This is a genomic window from Corynebacterium sp. NPDC060344 (assembly GCF_042725215.1).
Taxonomy (GTDB): domain Bacteria; phylum Actinomycetota; class Actinomycetes; order Mycobacteriales; family Mycobacteriaceae; genus Corynebacterium.
In genome coordinates this window covers 452,051-470,235 of sequence record NZ_JBHXCS010000001.1, presented here as the reverse complement: position 1 = coordinate 470,235, position 18,185 = coordinate 452,051, and the positions used below count along the sequence as shown (strand labels likewise).

Annotated in this window: 11 protein-coding genes; 5 read left to right on the top strand and 6 right to left on the bottom strand. The window is 70.2% G+C overall.

Annotated features, from left to right (window positions below; genetic code table 11):
• Positions 1 to 6: 6 nt before the first annotated feature.
• The 6 genes from ACFWGD_RS02110 to putP form a co-directional block, all read right to left on the bottom strand.
• Positions 7 to 1,158, bottom strand: coding sequence for a hypothetical protein (locus ACFWGD_RS02110; protein WP_377776849.1), 1,152 nt, complete (start codon positions 1,156 to 1,158; stop codon positions 7 to 9).
• Positions 1,159 to 1,787: 629 nt separating this feature from the next.
• On the bottom strand, positions 1,788 to 2,372 hold the full coding sequence (locus ACFWGD_RS02105; protein WP_377776848.1) for a hypothetical protein: 585 nt from the start codon (positions 2,370 to 2,372) through the stop codon (positions 1,788 to 1,790).
• A gap of 225 nt (positions 2,373 to 2,597) precedes the next feature.
• Positions 2,598 to 6,494, bottom strand: a complete 3,897-nt coding sequence (locus tag ACFWGD_RS02100) for a bifunctional proline dehydrogenase/L-glutamate gamma-semialdehyde dehydrogenase (protein WP_377776847.1) — start codon at positions 6,492 to 6,494, stop codon at positions 2,598 to 2,600.
• Between the two features lie 713 nt (positions 6,495 to 7,207).
• Positions 7,208 to 7,708: a DUF2269 domain-containing protein gene (locus ACFWGD_RS02095; protein ID WP_377776846.1), complete on the bottom strand. Its 501-nt coding sequence runs from the start codon at positions 7,706 to 7,708 to the stop codon at positions 7,208 to 7,210.
• 213 nt (positions 7,709 to 7,921) lie between these two features.
• Positions 7,922 to 8,323, bottom strand: coding sequence for a DUF1524 domain-containing protein (locus tag ACFWGD_RS02090; protein WP_377776845.1), 402 nt, complete (start codon positions 8,321 to 8,323; stop codon positions 7,922 to 7,924).
• Between the two features lie 396 nt (positions 8,324 to 8,719).
• The gene (putP, locus tag ACFWGD_RS02085) at positions 8,720 to 10,276 is read right to left on the bottom strand and encodes a sodium/proline symporter PutP (RefSeq protein ID WP_377776844.1); all 1,557 of its coding nucleotides are present in this window, start codon (positions 10,274 to 10,276) and stop codon (positions 8,720 to 8,722) included.
• A 528-nt stretch (positions 10,277 to 10,804) separates the two neighbouring features.
• On the opposite strand from putP, the gene ACFWGD_RS02080 reads away from it, so the two are divergent.
• From ACFWGD_RS02080 to ACFWGD_RS02060, 5 genes are all read left to right on the top strand, one after another.
• Positions 10,805 to 11,923: an ABC transporter substrate-binding protein gene (locus ACFWGD_RS02080; RefSeq protein WP_377777018.1), complete on the top strand. Its 1,119-nt coding sequence runs from the start codon at positions 10,805 to 10,807 to the stop codon at positions 11,921 to 11,923.
• A gap of 38 nt (positions 11,924 to 11,961) precedes the next feature.
• Positions 11,962 to 13,014 (top strand): FecCD family ABC transporter permease, encoded by a 1,053-nt coding sequence (locus ACFWGD_RS02075; RefSeq protein ID WP_377777017.1) that lies wholly within the window; start codon positions 11,962 to 11,964, stop codon positions 13,012 to 13,014.
• Between the two features lies 1 nt (position 13,015).
• The gene (locus ACFWGD_RS02070; protein WP_377776843.1) at positions 13,016 to 13,786 is read left to right on the top strand and encodes an ABC transporter ATP-binding protein; all 771 of its coding nucleotides are present in this window, start codon (positions 13,016 to 13,018) and stop codon (positions 13,784 to 13,786) included.
• A 92-nt stretch (positions 13,787 to 13,878) separates the two neighbouring features.
• Positions 13,879 to 17,157: a DEAD/DEAH box helicase gene (locus ACFWGD_RS02065; RefSeq protein ID WP_377776842.1), complete on the top strand. Its 3,279-nt coding sequence runs from the start codon at positions 13,879 to 13,881 to the stop codon at positions 17,155 to 17,157.
• Entirely contained in the window at positions 17,144 to 18,181 is a 1,038-nt protein-coding gene (locus ACFWGD_RS02060) for a hypothetical protein (RefSeq protein WP_377776841.1), read from the top strand. The genes ACFWGD_RS02065 and ACFWGD_RS02060 overlap by 14 nt, the downstream gene beginning before the upstream one ends.
• Positions 18,182 to 18,185: the final 4 nt, after the last annotated feature.

Genomic DNA, 18,185 nt, shown 5'->3' with positions numbered 1-18,185 from the left:
GCGCCGTCAGTTGCCGGCCGGGGCATCGGAGTTGGCATCGGCGTCGGGGTCGGCGTCGGGGGAGTCGGAGTCGGAACCGGAGTCGGATCCCGTGCCGGCGCCGGAGTTGGCGGGGACGAACATCAGGACCTCCTCGCCCTCCTTCAGGCCGCCCTTGATCTCGATCTTCTTGCCGTCGTTCGCCCCGAGCTGGACCTTGCGCTTGATGGGCTTGTCGGCGGGATCGGGGGCGGGCACGAAGACGACGCCCTCGTTGAAGCGGCCCTCCACGGCGGTGACCGGCAGGGTGTTGACCTCGCCCGTCGTCGCGCCGCCGATGGTCAGCGTCGCGGGGATGCCCTCGTAGACGGTCTGGTCGTTGGGGATGGCGCAGCGGATCTGCGGGCCGCCGCCGGAGCCGCCCGCGGCCGCGCCGGAGGATGCGGCGTCACCGGATGCACCGGCGCCACCGGTGGCGGCCGACGATGCAGTGACCACCTTCACCTCCGAGCACAGGAAGGGTCCCGGCCCGTCGGTGATGGACAGCGTGCCCGAGCGCAGCGCATCGCCCATCGAGTACAGCTGGCTCGGCTTGAGCTGCGCCAGCGCGTGGAAGGAGCTCGGCGAGATCGTGCCGATTTCCTGGCCCACCTCCACCGACTGCCCGACCACCACGGTGAGCTGCACGGTGCCGCCCGCGCGGGCCGGGATGTTGTTGTAGCTGACGACGGGCTGGGGCGTCGGCGCGGATTCGGCGGAATCGGCGTCCGCGTCGGTGCCCGAATTGCCGCCCGAGTTGCCGCCCGTGTTGCCGCCGGCGTTGGAGCCGGAGGTGCCGGCGCTGCCGGCGGGCATCGTCGTGGTCTTCACCTGGATCAGGCCCTGGCCTGCGTTGACCGGCTGCCCGGAGGCTGCGTAGACGGTGGTGACCTCGCCGGCGGCGGTGGCGCGGATGGGTGTCGGCGCATCGCGGAGGATGGTCGCCGACAGCTTGGTTTCGTTGTTGATCGTGCCCTTCTCCATCACCGCCGTCGGCTGGGAGAAGTCGCCTGAGCTGACGTGCTGGGGAGTTTGGTTGGCGGGGAAGAAGGCGATCTTCACCAGCGCAACGGTCGCCAGGACCAGCAGGGCGTACTTGAGCACCCGCAGGAACCCCGCGCCTCGCTTCTTGTTCTTCATCGTGGGCGTCGCGTCCGTTCGGGAAGAAGGGGCCACCCGCGTGGCAGCCCCGGCGGATATGTAACAACGCGACCCTATCACCTATTGAGCACTGCTCAGATTGTGTTGTCTGCAACAATTTTCAACACGCTGCGGGATCGGCCAGGTTCCGGCCCGGGCGGGCTCAACGTGTGTCGGCCGTGCGAGCGTCGGCGGATTCGTGCTGGCCGAGTGTGTGTTGGTGGAACGTGGGCCGGCGGGGGTTGCGCTCACCGAAGTCGTGTCGGCGGGGCTTGTGTGCACAGAAGTCCTGCCGGCCGAGGGCGCTCGAGCGGAGTTAGTGCAATATGGTCAACGCTCATGAGTAGCAGGTTTGACCACCTGCGGTTTTGACGCGGCCGTTTTGGGAGCGTTGACCATATGACACGAACGTCCGGCGCGGACTCTAGTGGTGGGCAGTGGGCGGACTGCTTTACGACGGTCCGGCGCTCCGAGTGTTGGGCGTGTCGACCGTTTTCGGCGTCAGGCAACGTCGCAGGTTCTCCCGGTCGTGGGATGTCGCCGGTAACGCCCACGACGAACGGCCCGCACCCGGGGGATGGGTGCGGGCCGGGACGTCGTGAAGCAGAAGCCGGAAAGCGGAGCTGCCGCTAGTTGTGGCCCGTGCCGTCGACCAGCTCGAACTCGTAGCGGGGCGGGCCGTCGGGGCCGTGGACGTAGCGGTAGTCGACCGTGGCCGTCGCACCGGCCTCATTGGCCCACTTCACGCGGATGACGTCGCGCGCCGTGCGCTCGATGTGGACCATGCCACTGGTCTGTGCGCCCCAGGCAGGGCCCTCGGCGACGAAGCCGGGGATCTCGGCCGCACGGGCGTACTCGCCACTGCCCGGGCGGAACAGCAGCAGCGCCGTCGGCGCCGACGGGTCACCGCCGCGAGCCGAGACCGGCTGGGCCGTGACCTCGTCGCAGTCGCCGCCCAGGTACTCCATGGCCTTGTTCGGTGCCCAATCGTGGCCCGCGGCGATGTCGCCGGTGGAGATGGCTCGGGAAATGGCATCGGCCGTGCGCTCGGGGGTGATCTCCGAGACGCACTCGCGGACCTCGCCGGGATTGGCCGTGGCCTGCGGCGCGATCGCCGCGGCGGCGGCGCCGAAGGTGAGGGTCGCGGCGGCGGCCGTGGCGACCGTCGCCGTGCGGATGGTGCGGGTGGTTCGGAAGCGGGGAGCGTTCAACATGTCGAACATGGTGTCCTCTCCGATCCGCCGGAGGTCGAACTATCGGGGTCGGGGGCGGCGGATCGCGTCGAGCGGGCCGTTATCCGTGTCCGGTTCCTGTGCCGTGTCGTTGCGCCGGAACCATGGTCCGATCAACGTGTGGGCCCCACCGTGGTCGTGTTGGGTGGGCAACGCAAGGGCTGACGGCGACCGTGGCCGCATCGTGGCCCCTGCGTTACTCAACCGTTATGCGCGCAGTGCCTTCCGCAGGCCCTCCTCCGCGCCGGCCGAGACGTGGCCGAAGCGGTGCAGCGACCACGAGATCGACTGTTCGCGCAGGTAGTGCAGCATCTCGTGGCGGCCGCTCTGCACGACGGGCGCCGGATCGAGCCACGAGCCGTTCTCGGCGGCGGCCTTCAGCGCGCTCGTCGGCACGGCGCCGAGGCACCGCACGCGCGACGACGGCGCCGCCGACACCCGGGCGGTGAAGTCGGCGTCATCCTCGACGACGACCTCGATCAGCTCGTGTGCCGACAGCACCCGCAGCGTCGAGGCGATGGGCGAATCGGCGCGGCTGGGGGAGGTGCCCGGCCGCGACGCCGCCTCCGCATCGCCGATCACCGACGGCGCGACGCTGATCACCGGAACCCCGGCGCGCCGCGTGCCCGTGGCCGACTCCGCCGCACCGACGGCATCGTGCGCGGCCGCCGCGGCGAGCACGGTGCGGGCCAGCTTCACGGCATCGGCTCCCGGCCCGACGCGCACCACGGGAGTCGGGTACGGCCGGTAGCGGAACACGTTGGCCTCGCCGATCAGCCCGGACTCGTCGCGCGGCACGCCGAACTCGGTGCCCGCCCAGTGCGCGTCGGATCCGGCCGCACCCTTCAGGTACTCGATGGCATCGTCGATGAGCTGCGCCGTCGCCTCGCGCGTATCGGCCGACCCCGCCGCGCCCTCGCGCAGCGCATTGGCCAGGTCCCGCAGGACCGCGCCGACGGCACGGCCCGGGCTGGCCTTCGGCATGCTTGACGACGACGCATCGTGCAGCGTCCCCAGCTGCGCCACGTAATTCGGCCCACCGGCCTTCGCTCCCGGCCCGACCGACGAGCCCTTCCAGCCGCCGAACGGCTGGCGGCGGACGATTGCGCCGGTGATGTGCCGGTTGACGTAGGCATTGCCCACCTCGACCTTGGACAGCCACGTGGCCACCTCCGACGAATCGAGGGTGTGGATGCCACCGGTCAGGCCGAAGTCGACGGCGTTCTGCCACTCGATGGCCGTCTCCAGGTCGGGGGCGCGCATGACGCCCAGGACCGGCCCGAAGCACTCGGTCAGGTGGAACCACGATCCGGGGCGCACGTTGTCGCGGATGCCAGGTGACCACAGCTTTCCCTCTTCGTCGAGCTGGCGCGGCCGCACCAGCCACGACTCGCCGGGCTCCAGCGCGGTCAGGCCGCGGCGCAGCTTGTCGCCGGGCTCCTCGACCAGCGGGCCCATGTCCGTGGACAGGTCCCGGCCATGCCCGACCTCGAGGGTGCGGGTGGCGTCGAGGATCTGCTCCAGCAGGCGCTCGGACTTGCCGGCCGCGCCGACGAGGATGACCAGCGACCCCGCCGAACACTTCTGCCCGGCATGGCCGAACGCCGAGGACACGATGTCCGCCGCCGCCAGATCCGGGTCCGCCGCCGGCGTGACGATGATCGCGTTCTTGCCGCTCGTCTCCGCCAGCACCGGCCGCTCCGGCCGCCACTTGCGGAACAGCGCCGCCGTCTCGGAGGCGCCGGTGAGCACGACGGCGTCGACGTCGTCATGCGTGATCAGGTGCTTGCCCGCCGCGCCCTCGTCGGTGTTGGCCAGCTGGATCAGATCGGGGTCCGCGCCGGCGTCCTTCAGGCCCTCGCGCAGCGCGGCCACGGCGACCTCGGCCACGCGCACGACCTGCGGCGCCGGCGAAATGATCACCGCCGAACCCGCCGCCAGCGCCGACACGACGCCGCCGACCGGGATGGCCACCGGGAAATTCCACGGCGGCGCGACCACCGTCACGCGATTGGGCGTGAAGGCCACGCCCGGCTCCTCGGCCAGCGTCCTCGCCGACGCCGCGTAGTACCGGATGAAGTCGATGGCCTCGCTGATCTCCGGATCCGTTTCCGCGACCGTCTTTCCGGGGCCGTGCACGGCGGCGGCGATGAGGCTGCCCCGTCGAGAAGCAAACCGCTCCGCGACGACCTCCAGCACCGACGCGCGCCCGTGCTCGCCGAGGTCCGCCCACGCCGACTGCACCAGCGTCGCGCGATGGACCACCGCATCGACGTCGGCGACGTCGTCGATCAGCGGCGCCCGCGACGGGCCCGGATCGCTCGCCGGATCGACCAGCGCCTCCGCCCACTCGCGGTTGGCCGGCAGCGCGGGATCGGTGTCGGGCTCGTTGGCGAAATCCGTCAGCGATGGCGCCCGCTTCGCCTTCCCCGCCCGCGGCGTCGTGGTCGTGCCCGGCTTCGCGTCCGCCGCCGTCGGCGGGCCCTCCACCCGGCGGTCCTGCGTGCGGCGCGGCTCGGCCAACGTCGCATCGCGCTCGTCGACCGCCTGCCGGAACCGCTCCTCCTGGCCCGACATCGGCGACTCCGGCGACCGCGGCGACGGCCCATCGCCGCCCGCGCGCTCACCCTCGTCGACAGAGGTCATCGCGTGCAGGAAGTTCTCCTCCGCCGCATTCTCCTCGAGCCTGCGCACCAGGTAGCTCACCGCGACGTCGAAGCTGTCCGCGTCGACGACCGGGGTGTACAGGATCAGGCGGCCGACGTCCTCCTGGATCACCTTCTGCTGCATCGGGGCCATGCCCTGCAGCATCTCGGCATCGATCTGCTTTTCGACGCCCCTGGACCGGGCAAGCTCCACCGCGGCGGCCATGGAGAAGAGATTGTGGCTGGCGACGCCGACGCGCAGGGCGTCCGCGACGTCCGGCCGCAGCGCCCGGTCGAGCAGCCGCAGGTAATTGGCGTCGGTCTCGGCCTTCGTGGCATACGGCGCGCGGACCCAGCCGTGGGAGTCGGCGGTGACGGTCTCCATGGACAGGTTCGCGCCCTTGACCAGGCGGACCTTCACCGGAGCGCCGCCGCGGGCAACCCGCTGCCTGGCGAAGCCGATCAGCCGCTCCAGCGCCGCCACCGAATCCGGCAGATACGCCTGCAGCACGATGCCGGCCTCCATGCCCAGGAACTCGTCCTCCGACAGGATGCGCTCGAAGACCTCCAGCGTCAGGTCGAGATCGTGGTACTCCTCCATGTCCAAGTTGATGAACGGCGGCGACGTGCGATCCGACTGTCCCGGCGCATCGGCCGCGATGCGGTAGAGCGGGCGCAGCGTGCCGACGAGACGCTCGACGCTGCCGTCGAAATCCCACGGATTGAGCTGGGAGACGACGCTCGACGCCTTGACGGAGACGTAGTCGACCATCGGATCGCGCAGCAGCGCCATCGTGTCGTGCAGGCGGCGCTCGGCCTCCTTCGCGCCGAGGACGGCCTCGCCCAGAAGGTTGAGGTTGAGGCGGCGGTCGCGGGTGCGTGCGTCGGCAAGCAACTCGTGCAGGGCCTCACCATCGGAGTCGAGGATGAGGTGACCGACCAGCTGGCGCATGCGGCGCCGCGCGATCGGCATGACCAGCCACGGCAGCTTCGGGGCCATCACGCCGCCGAGCTTCATCGCCGCGCGGTCGAGCATCGACAGGAAGGCCGGCGTCTTCGTGCCGCTGGTCAGGTTTGCCAGCTGGCGCGCGGCCGTCGCGTGGTCCTCGGGGCGGGCGACCTGGTCGACGAACGCCATGGTGTAGTCCACGCCCGCCGGGTCGTGGACCAGCTTGGCCAGCTGCTCGGCCGCGTGGTCCGAGGCGTCCTTGATCGGGTCCTCGGGCTCCTCGCCGCCGGTCGTCGCCGGCGAGACGGTGCCGGAGCCAGCGCCCGCGGCTGCGTTGCCGTCGCTCGAAGCGCCGTCGCCCGAGGTCGAGCGGCCGCTGACCTTCTCGGATTCGGCGAGCCAGCCGAGCGCGCGTTCCACCGCCGCGTCGACGAGGTCGTCGAGGGGGGTCAGGCCGTCGTCACGTCCGTCGTCGTCGATGTGGTGGCGTGAGTCATGCGTGGGGGCCATGGATCCTCCTCGTGCGAAATCGGGCGGTCCCCGCGCCGGACGGGGGTTGCCCAGTGCTGCGCGCGGGGCGGGTGCGGTGAACGCCGCTCCCTCCCCGCGACCCTACGTATCCTTCGGCTGCGAAAACAACGGTGCTGGCGAGCGGCCCAATTCCAGCGTGACGGCGTTATCGGGTGTCGGTGGGCGTCGCAAAGCAAAAGCTCTGTGCCGGTGCCCACCGCAATCCCGCCGCCGATCCGTCTATTCGCGCCTGCCCACAACGCCGGAGCGCTGTGCGGCCCGTAGCGGCGTTGGAGATCTCCCCGCGTGCACGCGTACCCGCCAACGTCGCTGCGGGGCTTGTGTGGCACGCTCGCGTTTGTGCAGGTCGGAGGCTCGAGTCGCGTCGCTTGGCGACGGCCATTCAATCTCGGAGTTTTCGTGGGACCTACGGAGGTCACGGATGCTCTGAGATTGAAGAATTGGGGGTCGAATTCTTCAACCTCAGAGTTTTCGTGGCCGGAAAAGCCGACACGAAAACTCTGATCTTGAATCTCGGGCACGCGGAGGCGACCGATGGCGGGGGAGTCGATGGTGTGGGGCGTGGCCGCGAGGCTGGAGTGGGGGAGTCGGCGGTGTGGGGTGCCCGGGAACGCGAAAACCGGCCGACGGGGACATCCCATCGGCCGGTTGGCGCGTGATCGAGGCGGTGTTGCTCGTTCCTGGCTGAGTGCCTAGATGAAGAACATGAGCACCGCGGTGATCAGCCACAGGGCGCCGAAGATGCCGGAGAACATGGCCAGCTGGCCCTTGGCCTTCTTCCAATCGAGGTTCGCGGCCTTGTCGGCGCGCTTGCGGAAGTCCGGATCATCGGCGAGCTCGTCCTCGCCGGCGACGCCGAGGCCGGCCATCATCACGGACTGCTTCGGCGTGATGACGAAGTACAGCAGCGCCCACGCGATCACCGCGAGGAGGATCGAGGTGTGCAGCGCGCCCTGCTTGAGGTAGTAATCCAGGTCGGTGAACATGACGCCGAAGCCCAGCAGCGGCACGGCCAGCGAAAACAGGCCGTACGTGCGGGTGATGGCATGCATGGCGCGGGCGGCGCCGATGGTGCCGGCTTCGCCGTCGCGGGCGGCGAGCGCGAGGCGGGGGAACATCGAGATGGCGACGGTGACCGGGCCGAGCAGCAGGATCGCCGCGACGACGTGGGCAATGAGGACGACGTTGTTCACGTGGGCCTTTCAAATGGCGGGTGTGGGCTGGTTCATAGGGAAACCGCCGGGTAAAGCGGGTTCTCCATCGGGGCGCCATGTTAGCGGATGGGGTGGGCGAGCGCCCAAGTGGTATCGACGCGGCGTCGATAAGTGACGCGTCGATGTGTGGTGTTGGTGAGTGCGGGGTCGGTGAATGCGGTGTTGTTGAGTGCGGCCTCAGTGAGCTCGGGGTCAGGTGCGGGCGCGGATGTTGCAGGAGTCGGCCATTGCCTTCCAGTCGTCGACGGAGATGGGCAACTGCCAGGAGGCGGCGACGCTCAAGTAGCGGTGGGAGTAGGGGCAGCGGAGATCGCGCTCCGGCGGGAGCCACTCGGCGGGCGTGAGATCCGACTTCTCCCGATTGACCGCCGAGGCGACCGGCACGAGATTGAGTTCGGCGTCATTGGCGAAGGCGCGCCTGGTCCGCGCGTCCCACGCATGCGCCCCGAAATCCCAGGCGGCGGCCAGCGGATACACGTGGTCCACGTCAATGTCCGCGATGTCCGGCTCGAGATTCTCGCCGGTGTACACGTCCGCGATCTGGCCGGTGCCCGCTGACCACTCGGCGAGCACGGCATCGCGGGTGTCGCGCACTCCACTGGCTCCGCCGCCACCAGTAACTCCGCCACCAGCAACTCCAGCGCCAGCAACTCCAGGGCCGGCTGATCCAGTGCCAATGACCGGAGCCCAATCGCCGAACAGAGCTCTGTCGTATCCGAGCACCGTCACCCGCTCCGGCACGACGCGGACGGACGCGAGGAGGACGGCGACCTCACGGGCATCGGCACCGGGCTCGGTGGAACACCCCGCGGCAGCTGCGAGGAGGAGGGCGGAAAGGGTGGGGAGGAGGCGTCGTAAAGCGAAGAACCGGGACGGGCAACGGGGGACGGGAATGCGAAAACGGCGGGCCACGTTCTTATGGACGCGGCCCGCCGTCATGCGGTTCCGTCTAATCTGCGGCCACCCCCGACGGGGTGTGCCCGGCGGAGCCTAGGCCTTGACCGCGGAACCCTTCGGCGCGGCCGGGGCCTTCGCCTCAGCGGCGGCGCGCTCGAACTCCTCGATCATGGCCGCGGACGGCTTCTTCGTCATCAGGGTGACGGCGACCATCGCGATGGTGGAGGCCAGCACGCCCGGCACGATCTCGTAGATGACGTCGGTCAGGGCGCTCTGGCCCCACGCGAACGACACGATCGCACCGACGATGATGCCCGCCGCAGCACCCGGCATGTTCAGGCGGCGCCAGTACAGCGACGCCACGACCACCGGGCCGAACGCGGAGCCGAAGCCGGCCCACGCGAAGCCGACCAGATCCAGGATGGACGAGTTCGGGTTCGCGGCGATGACGCCCGCGACGATGGCGACGACGGCCACCGCGATGCGCGACGCCAGCATCGACGTCGACGACTTCAGGTTCTTGTTCACGACGCCGCGGTACAGGTCCTCGATCAGCGCGGAGGAGGAGACCAGCAGCTGCGACGAAATGGTCGACATGATCGCCGCCAGGACCGCGGTGAGGATCAGGCCGGCGACCAGCGGGTGGAAGATGACGCGGGTGAGGTCCAGGAAAATGGTCTCGTACGCCTCCTTGTCCGTGATCGTCGCCTCCGGGTGGCGGGCGAAGAACACGGTGGAGATGATGGCGACCATCGTCGCGCCGATCATGCACAGGATCTGCCACGTGATGCCGTAGCGGCGGCCGGCGACGGCGTCCGCGGGGGAGCGCAGCGCCATGAAGCGCACGATGATGTGCGGCTGGCCGAAGTAGCCCAGGCCCCAGCCGATCAGGCCGACGGCGGCGAGGAAGGGGATGCCGGAGAACGGGTTGAAGAAGCCCTCGACCGGCGCGCCCTCGCTGCCCGGGTAGGGGTTCTCGGCGGCGAAGGAGAACAGGTCGGAGACCGGCTCGCCCTCGCCGGTGAGCACGAACATGGCGACGATGGGCACGATGATCAGCGCCAGGAACATGATGATGCCCTGCACGGCGTCGGTGTAGGACACCGCCAGGAAGCCGCCGAACAGGGTGTACGCGACGGTGACGCCCGAGACCAGCAGCAGGCCGGTCATGTAGTCGCCGCCGAAGGTGGACTCCCAGTAACGGCCGCCGGCGACCATGCCGGAGGACACGTAGAAGGTGAAGAAGACCAGGATGATGATGCCCGACGCCACGCGCAGGACCTTCGTCCGGTCCTCGAGGCGGTTCTCCAGGAACGACGGGATGGTGATCGAGTTCTTGGCCACCTTGGTGTAGCTGCGCAGGCGCGGGGCCGTCAGCTTCCAGTTCGCCCACGCGCCGATGCACAGGCCGATGGCGATCCACGTCTGGTTGAGGCCGGACAGGTAGATCGCGCCTGGCAGGCCCATGAGCAGCCAGCCGGACATGTCGGATGCGCCCGCGGACAAGGCGGCGACGAACGGATGCAGGCCGCGGCCGGCGAGCATGTAGTCGTCGTATTCGGTCGTCTTCCGGTAGGCCGCGTAGCCGATGTAGAGCATCAGGGCCAGGTAGATGACGATGGCGATGAGATACCAAGTCGTCGTTTGCAAGTGCTTCCACTCCTTCTGGTGTGGGATTTCATGTCTACGTGCGTAAAAGTGACTCAACGACGTTGTCATGCATCCGTTGGGGCGTGCAAAACGGTGACCTGGGTTTTTCCGGCCGACCGCCCATCCAGGAACCTTAATGCCGCCTGTGAGCGGCGAGAATAACGAATGCGTAACAATGTGGCGCGCATCATTTTGGGGGAGGTGGGTGCGGACTGGTCGGGGGCTGATCGCAGGCTGGCCGCGGGCTGGGCGAGGATCCGGCCGTCGAATGCGCCGTGGGCTGGGCCATTGCTGGACGGCGTTCAAGGATGGTAAGACTTACCTCGCCTGCAATGCGTGACCTTATTGAACGTTGTCGCGGGCTCGCGGCGATACGCCCACTAGGGCACCCGTCGCCGCGCGACGCACTCGGCCGCCACCGCGGCCCCGACCAGAAAGGCACACCACGTGCACCGTCCCATCAACCGAAAGGTGACCGCGGCGACCGCCGCGCTCGCCGGCGCCGCGCTCCTGCTCACCGGCTGCTCCATGCCCGGCGCGGCAGGCGGCGAATCCCCGTCCGGGGAGTCCGGGGGAGCCGGCGGCGGATTCACCGTCACCGACGTCGCCGGGCGCAGCGTCTCCTTCGACGCGCGCCCCGAGCGGGTCATCCTCGGCGAGGGCCGCGCGGCCTTCGCCACGGCGATGCTGGACAAGGACAACCCCACCGATCGCGTGGTCGCCTGGGGCGGGGACCTGCACTCCGGTGCCCCGTCATTCGAGGAGAAGCTCTTCGAGGCCCACCCCGCCGCGAAGGACATCCCGGTCATCGGCACGATCTCCAAGGGTGACGTGACGGTGGAGAACCTGCTGGCCCACGACCCCGACGTCATCGTCATGACCCTCGACCACAAGAAGGCCGCCGAGGAAAACGGCTTCCTGGCCAAGCTGGATCAGGCCGGCCTGAAGTACGTGTTCACCGACTTCCGCCAGAAGCCGCTGGAGAACACCACGACGTCGGTGCGCGTGCTCGGTCGGGTGCTCGACGAAGACGAGGCCGCCGAGAAGTTCGCCAAGTTCTACGAGGCCAAGGTCGACGAGATCACCGGCCGGGTAAAGGACGTCAAGGACAAGCCCCGCACCTTCGTGTGGCGCGCCGCGGGTCTGAAGGACTGCTGCGCCACGGTGAAGGACTCCAACATCGGCGACCTGGTCAACGCCGCCGGCGGCGACAACATCGGCGACGGCATCCTGGACACCGAGTTCGGCGACGTCACCGCCGAGAAGGTGCTGGCCGAAGAGCCCGAGGCGATCATCGCCACCGGCGGCTCGTGGGCCCCGGACCCGGAGAAGCCCGCGGTCCTGCCGCACGTCGAACTGGGCTACGCCGCCAAGGACGCCTCCGCCCGCACCGCGCTCGACGGGCTGACCGCCACGCCGGGCTTCGACCAGCTGGCCGCTCCGAAGGAGGGCAACCTCCACGGCCTGTACCACCAGTTCTACGACTCGCCCTACAACGTCTTCGCGCTGGAGCAGATCGGCGCCTGGCTCCACCCCGACAAGTTCAAGGACGTCGACCCCGTCGCCGACTTCGCCGAGTTCCACCGCGAGTGGCTGCCGTTCGAGCTGTCCGGCACCTTCTTCGCGTCCACGGGGGACGGCAAGTGACGCAGGCCGTCGTCAAGCCCGAACCGCACGCGGAGATCATCCCCGAACCCGCCGACGCGGCCGCCGGGTACCGCGCCCGCGCCCGGCGCAAGATCGCCGCGATCGCCCTCCTGACCGCGGCGGCCGCGACCGCATTCGTCGTGGCCACGGTCGTGGGCCCGCTGCCGCTGAGCGTCGGCGACGTCCTCGGCGGCATCGCCGACCCCGGCTCCGTCGACGACCGCACCCGGACGGTGCTGTGGGACCTGCGCCTGCCCATGTCCGTGATGGCGGTGCTCATCGGCGCCGCGCTGTCGCTGGCCGGCGCGCAGATGCAGACCATCCTGGACAACCCGCTGGCCGAGCCCTTCACGCTGGGCATCTCGGCGGCCGCGGCGTTCGGCGGGGCGGCGTCGATCGTGATGGGGTGGACGGTCATCGCCAACCCGCAGTTCAACCTCGCCGCGGTGGCGTGGGCGTCGGCGATGATCGCCGTCGCCGTGGTCATGATCGCCGCCCTCTGGCGCGGGGCGGGGTCGGAATCGATGATCCTGCTGGGCATTTCGCTGGTCTTCCTGTTCCAGGCGCTGCTGGCGCTGATGCAGTACCGCGCCAGCACCGAGGCGCTGCAGCAGATCGTGTTCTGGACCATGGGGTCGCTCGGCCGCGCGACGTGGACGGCCAACGGGCTGATCGCCGGGGCGCTGCTGATCGCGGTGCCGTTCACCATGGTCTCGGCGTGGAAGCTCACGGCGCTGCGGCTGGGCGAGGCCCGCGCCGCCGCGATGGGCGTCGACGTGCCCATGCTGCGCGCGACCACGCTGGTCATCGCGTCGCTGCTGGCGGCGACGGCCGTCGCGTTCGCGGGGATCATCGGCTTCGTCGGCCTGGTCGGCCCGCACGTCGCGCGCATCCTCGTCGGCGAGGACCACCGTTTCTTCGTCCCCGCGGCGATGGCCGCCGGCGCGGCGCTGCTGGCGGCGGCGCATGCCGCGTCGATCACGATCGTGCCGGGCATCGCCATCCCGATCGGGATCATCACCGCCCTGGTCGGCGTGCCCTTCTTCGTGGTGCTCGTGCTCGCGCGGCGCCGCCTGCTGGGAGGGCGCTGACATGGCTGCGACATTGACGGTGGAAGGGTTGCGGCGCTCCTACGGCCGCCGCGAGGTGCTCCGGGGCGTGGATCTGGGCCCGGTGCCCGGTGGCACGGTGACGGGTTTGATCGGCCCGAACGCGGCCGGCAAGTCCACGCTGGTCAAGGCGATCGCGGGCATCGACCGCGTGCGCCACGGCATGGTCGGCGTCGATGCCGGCGACGGCGTGCTCGCCGGGGCCGCGGCGCGCGATGCGATCGGGTACGTGCCGCAGGACCTGCCCGGCACGGCGTCGCTGACCGCGTTCGAGTCGGTGCTGGCCTCGTCGCGGCGCGGCGGCATGTGGCGCGTCGGCGACGATGCGCTGGCCGCGGCGGCTGCGGCGATGGCCGCGCTGGGCATCGAGGGGCTGTCCGACCGCGGGTTGGGCGAGCTGTCCGGAGGCCAGCGCCAGCTGGTCGCCGTCGCGCAGATGCTGGTGCGCCGGCCTGCGGTGATGCTTCTCGACGAGCCCACGTCCGCCCTGGACCTGCGCCACCAGGTCCGGCTGCTGGAGCTCATCCGCCGCGAGGCGACGGCCAATGGTGCGGTGGCGCTGGTCGCCATCCACGACCTCAACCTTGCGGCGCGCTACTGCGATCGGCTGGCGGTGCTGTCCGACGGCGTGATCCGTGCTGTCGGGGCGCCGGCCGATGTGCTGGTCCCGGAGCTGCTCGACGAGGTCTACGGCATCCGCGCCCGGGTCCTCGACGACGATGGCGTACCGGTGGTGTGCCCCGTGCCGGAGTAGCCGGCGCCGGATCGCGCCGGATCGCGCCGGGCGTTCGAACGCCGCGCGTGCCGGGGCCCGGTGCGATCCGGGGCGGGTGGCATGATCGGGGCATGTCTTCGACCACGCATCTGCTCCACGGCCTGTGGCTGCCCGGCACGGGGCTGAATTTGTGGTTGGAGCGGGTGGAGGGGCATCGGGTGCTCGGGGGGCTTGACGACGGCGCACGGATGGCATTGCCCTCCGCCGCCGTCGGGGTGCTGTCGTCGGTGCCCAGGGGCCGCCCCGAGGTGGAACTGCGCACGCCGAAGGGGAAGCGGGTGCGGCATGTGCTGCCGACGTGGACGTTCGTGCCGGAGCGCGCGGTGACGGTGCTGGAGTCGCTGCGCGGCGACGCCGGCGACGTGGCCTTCGCGGCGGATCTGCGTTTTCTGATCCGCGTGCAGGAGGCGCTGGAGCGGTGGGCGTGCGCCGGGCGTGCGCTGGTGGCCGTGACGTGGGAGGACGGGCAGTGGTGGCCGCAGTGGCGGTTGCCCGATGGCCTGAAGGAGACGGCGTGGCGGGCGCAGGTGGCGCAGCGCACGCCGCCGGTGCTGGCCGTCAACGGCGGCGGCGAGATGATCGACGATCTGATGGGGCGGCTGTTCCATTGGACGGTTAATGCGCTGTTGGCGGACATGCCGGATCCGCCGAAGGGGCGCCAGGCGTTCGTGCGCTCGCTGCTGGATTCGGAGCCGTTGCGGCGGGCGACGCCGGACGTGGCCACGGATCTGGCGCTGTGGCGCTCGTCGGCCTCCGGCGAGGACGTGCGGCTGCTGCTCGTGCTGGAGGAGCCGGAGGATTTCGACGATCCCGATCACGGGCGGGTGATCGACATCGTCAACAAGCGGGGCGGTGCCGGTAGCGCGGGTGGGGCCGCCGGCGCCGACGAGGACGACGGCCTGTGGTGGCCGCTGCGCATGCACTACCGCATCGGCGTCGACGCCCCGGAGCGGTTGGATCCGGCGATGTGCCGCGGGTCGGTGCTCACGCAGTTGCGGCCGCAGTTGGAGGTGGCGCAGCGGGCGTTCCCGCCGTTCCACAGTGCGGTGTCCGATGGCGATGGCCTGGACCTGCTGCTGCGCCCCGACCAGGTCGTGGAACTGGTGTCCACCGGCGTCGATGCGCTGCGCGACGCGGGCATCGCGGTGATGCTGCCGCGGTCGTGGGTCGCCGCCCAGCCGTCGCTGCGGCTGGAGGTCGATCCGCAGGAGAAGGAGCCGACGGGGTCGGTGCGCGGTGCCACGGAGTCGCGCGTCGGGTTCGACCAGATCGTGGATTACAAGTGGAGGCTGACCCTCGGCGACGAGGTGCTTTCCGACGATGACGTCCGCCGCCTCTCCGAATCCGGTTCCGGCCTGGTGCGGCTGCGCGACTCGTGGGTTGCGGCGGATCCGGAGGCGACGCGCAAGGCGCTGAGGTTCCTCGAGGAGCAGACGAAGGCCGGCGAGGCCACCGGCAAGGGGTCGGCGTCGCTGCGCGAGATCCATTTCTCCGAGGGGGCGGTGTCGCAGGCGCCGGTGCCCGTCGACGTCGATGCCCGCGGCTGGGCGCGGTCGCTGTATGACCCGGACGTCGTCGATCTCCAGCGGCCACGCGTGGACACCCCGGACGGCTTCGTCGGCGAGCTGCGCGAGTACCAGCGACGGGGCCTGGATTGGCTGGCGTGGATGTCCGGCGCGGGGTTCGGCGTGATCCTCGCCGACGACATGGGGCTGGGCAAGACGGTGCAGATCCTCGCGCTGCTGCTCCACGAGAAGGAGGCCCGGCTCGCCGCCGAATCGGAGGAGGATCGCCGCGCCCGCGAAACACTCGATGCGGCGCTCGATGCGGGCGGCGACTCGGTGAGGGCGCTGGATGGCGTCGTAAAGCGGTACCCGACCCTGCTGGTCGCGCCCATGTCCGTGGTGGGCAACTGGGCCAAGGAGGCTGCGCGGTTCGCGCCGGGCCTGAAGGTGGAGGTGCTCCATGGCGGAAATCGGCCGCGGGGCGAGGAGCTCAAGCGAAGGGCCGAGCGCGCGGATCTGGTGGTGACCACCTACGGCATCGTCGCGCGCGATCCCGGCGAGTGGGCGGCGGTGCAGTGGGACCACGTGATCCTCGACGAGGCGCAGGCGGTGAAGAACCCGAATACCGCCGTGGCCAGGGCCGTCCGGCTGCTGCCCGCGCGGCAGCGGATCGCGCTGACCGGCACGCCCGTGGAGAACAATCTCGGCGAGCTGCGGTCGATCATGGACTTCTGCAACCGCAACATCCTCGGTTCGGCGCGCTCGTTCCGGTCGCGGTTCGCCGCGCCGATCGAGCGCGACGGCAACGAGGAAATGGCCAATGAGCTGCGGGGGATCACGGCGCCGTTCATCCTTCGGCGCATGAAGACCGACCCCGGGATCCTCGACGACCTGCCGGAGAAGGACGAAGCCATCGAGCTGGTGCCGCTGACCGCCGAGCAGGCGCTGCTGTACCGCGGGTGGGTCAAGGAGCTGGAGCAGGAGGTCGACGCCGCGAAGGGGATGAAGAGGCGGGCGCTGGTGCTGCAGGGCATCACCAAGCTCAAGCAGATCTGCAACCATCCCGCGCATTTCCAGTCGGACGGGTCGCCGCTGCTCAATCGCGGCCGGCACCGGTCGGGCAAGGTGGCCGAGCTGCAGCGCATCGTCGACGACGCGGTGCTCGCCGATGAGCGCGTGCTCGTGTTCACGCAGTACACGACGTTCGGGCACATGCTGCAGCCGTGGCTGTCGGAGCGGCTGGGCCGCGAGATCCCGTTCCTGCACGGCGGCGTGTCGCGGGCGGCCAGGCAGCGGATGGTCGACGAGTTCAATGCGGAGGATGGCGCGCCGGTGATGGTGCTCAGCCTCAAGGCCGGCGGCACGGGCCTGAATCTCACGGCGGCCAATCACGTGGTCCACGTCGACCGGTGGTGGAATCCGGCGGTGGAAGATCAGGCCACCGACCGCGCGTACCGCATCGGCCAGCGCCGCGATGTCCAGGTGCACAAGCTGGTGGCCAAGGGGACCATCGAGGAACGCATCGACCAGGTCATCGCGGGCAAGGTCGATCTGGCGCGGGCGGTGATGCCCACCGGCGAGTCGTGGCTGACGGAGATGGACCTCGACGAGCTCCACCATCTGTGGAAGCTTGACGACGCCCGTTCCCACCGCGCAGCCCACGCCGCCGAAGCGGGGCACACGGTCGAGGACGAATGGGCGCAGGAGACCCGCGAGAAACACCGGCAGTCGATGGCGGACGTGATCGAGTTCGGGGCGAAGGCGGACGAAAAAGCGCCGGAGAACAAGGCGCCGAAGAAGACCCCGGCGACCGAGAAGAAGGAGCAGCGCGATGGCGAAGGGTGATGTGACCTGGGGCGACAACGTCATTTTCGCCGACTTCGGCGCGCGCGGTGCCGGCAAGGGGTCGGCCGCGGGATCCCGCGGCGGACGGGCGAGGGGCAGTGGGCGGAAGGATGCGGCGGGCCGTCGTAAAGCGGGGTCGAAGTCCTTCTCCCCGCGCACCGTCGTGGCCCGGAGGCTCTACGATTCCGCGGTCAACTGGGCCGACGACGGGCGGCTGGAACGCGGACACCTGTACTACGCCGACGGCCACGTGCTGGGGTTCCGCATGGTCGACGGGCAGATCGTCGGCGAGGTCAAGGGCAGCCAGCTCGAGCCGTTCACCGTGGTGATCAAGCTGCCGTACCGCGACGCGCGGGCCGCCGACGGCGTGCTGCGCTGGCTGGCGGAGACGGACGGGGCGGTCGGGGAGTTGGAGAAGGGTGTGTTGCCCGACGCCCAGCTCGATGACCTGCTGTTGTCGACCACCGAGGCGCCGACGCCGCGGTGCTCGTGCCCGGACCCGATGCCGGTGTGCAAGCACGTGGTGGCGGTGCTGACGGCGGCGGCCGGGGCCATCGACGCCGAGCCGATGAATGCGCTGGAGCTGCGGGGTGTCGGCGTGCATGAAGCCCGGCACCGGCTGGCGGGGCTGATGGCGGAGGCCGCGGAGAAATCGGCGGGGCGCGACGCGGAGGGGAAGGCGCGCACACCTGTGCGGCGGACGACGGGGCCGCGGACCGAGGATCCCGTGCTCGAACTCGTGGAACGGGACTTTTGGGGCAAGGATCTGCCGTCGATCGAGGTGCCGACGCCGGAGCCGATGGTCGTGCTGCGCGACACCGACCCGACGCTGTTGCACGCCGCGCTGCGGTCGGCCACCGTGTTGTCCGTGGAGACGCTGCGGGCGGTGTCGGATCTGGAGGACTGCTGGGACCACCTGGTGTCGCCGCCGTCGTTCGATGACGTTGATTTCGGCGACGGGCCCGGGCGTCCGCGCGGCGAAGATGACGACGGGGTGGTGGCGACGTCGTTCGACGATGAGTGAGGGG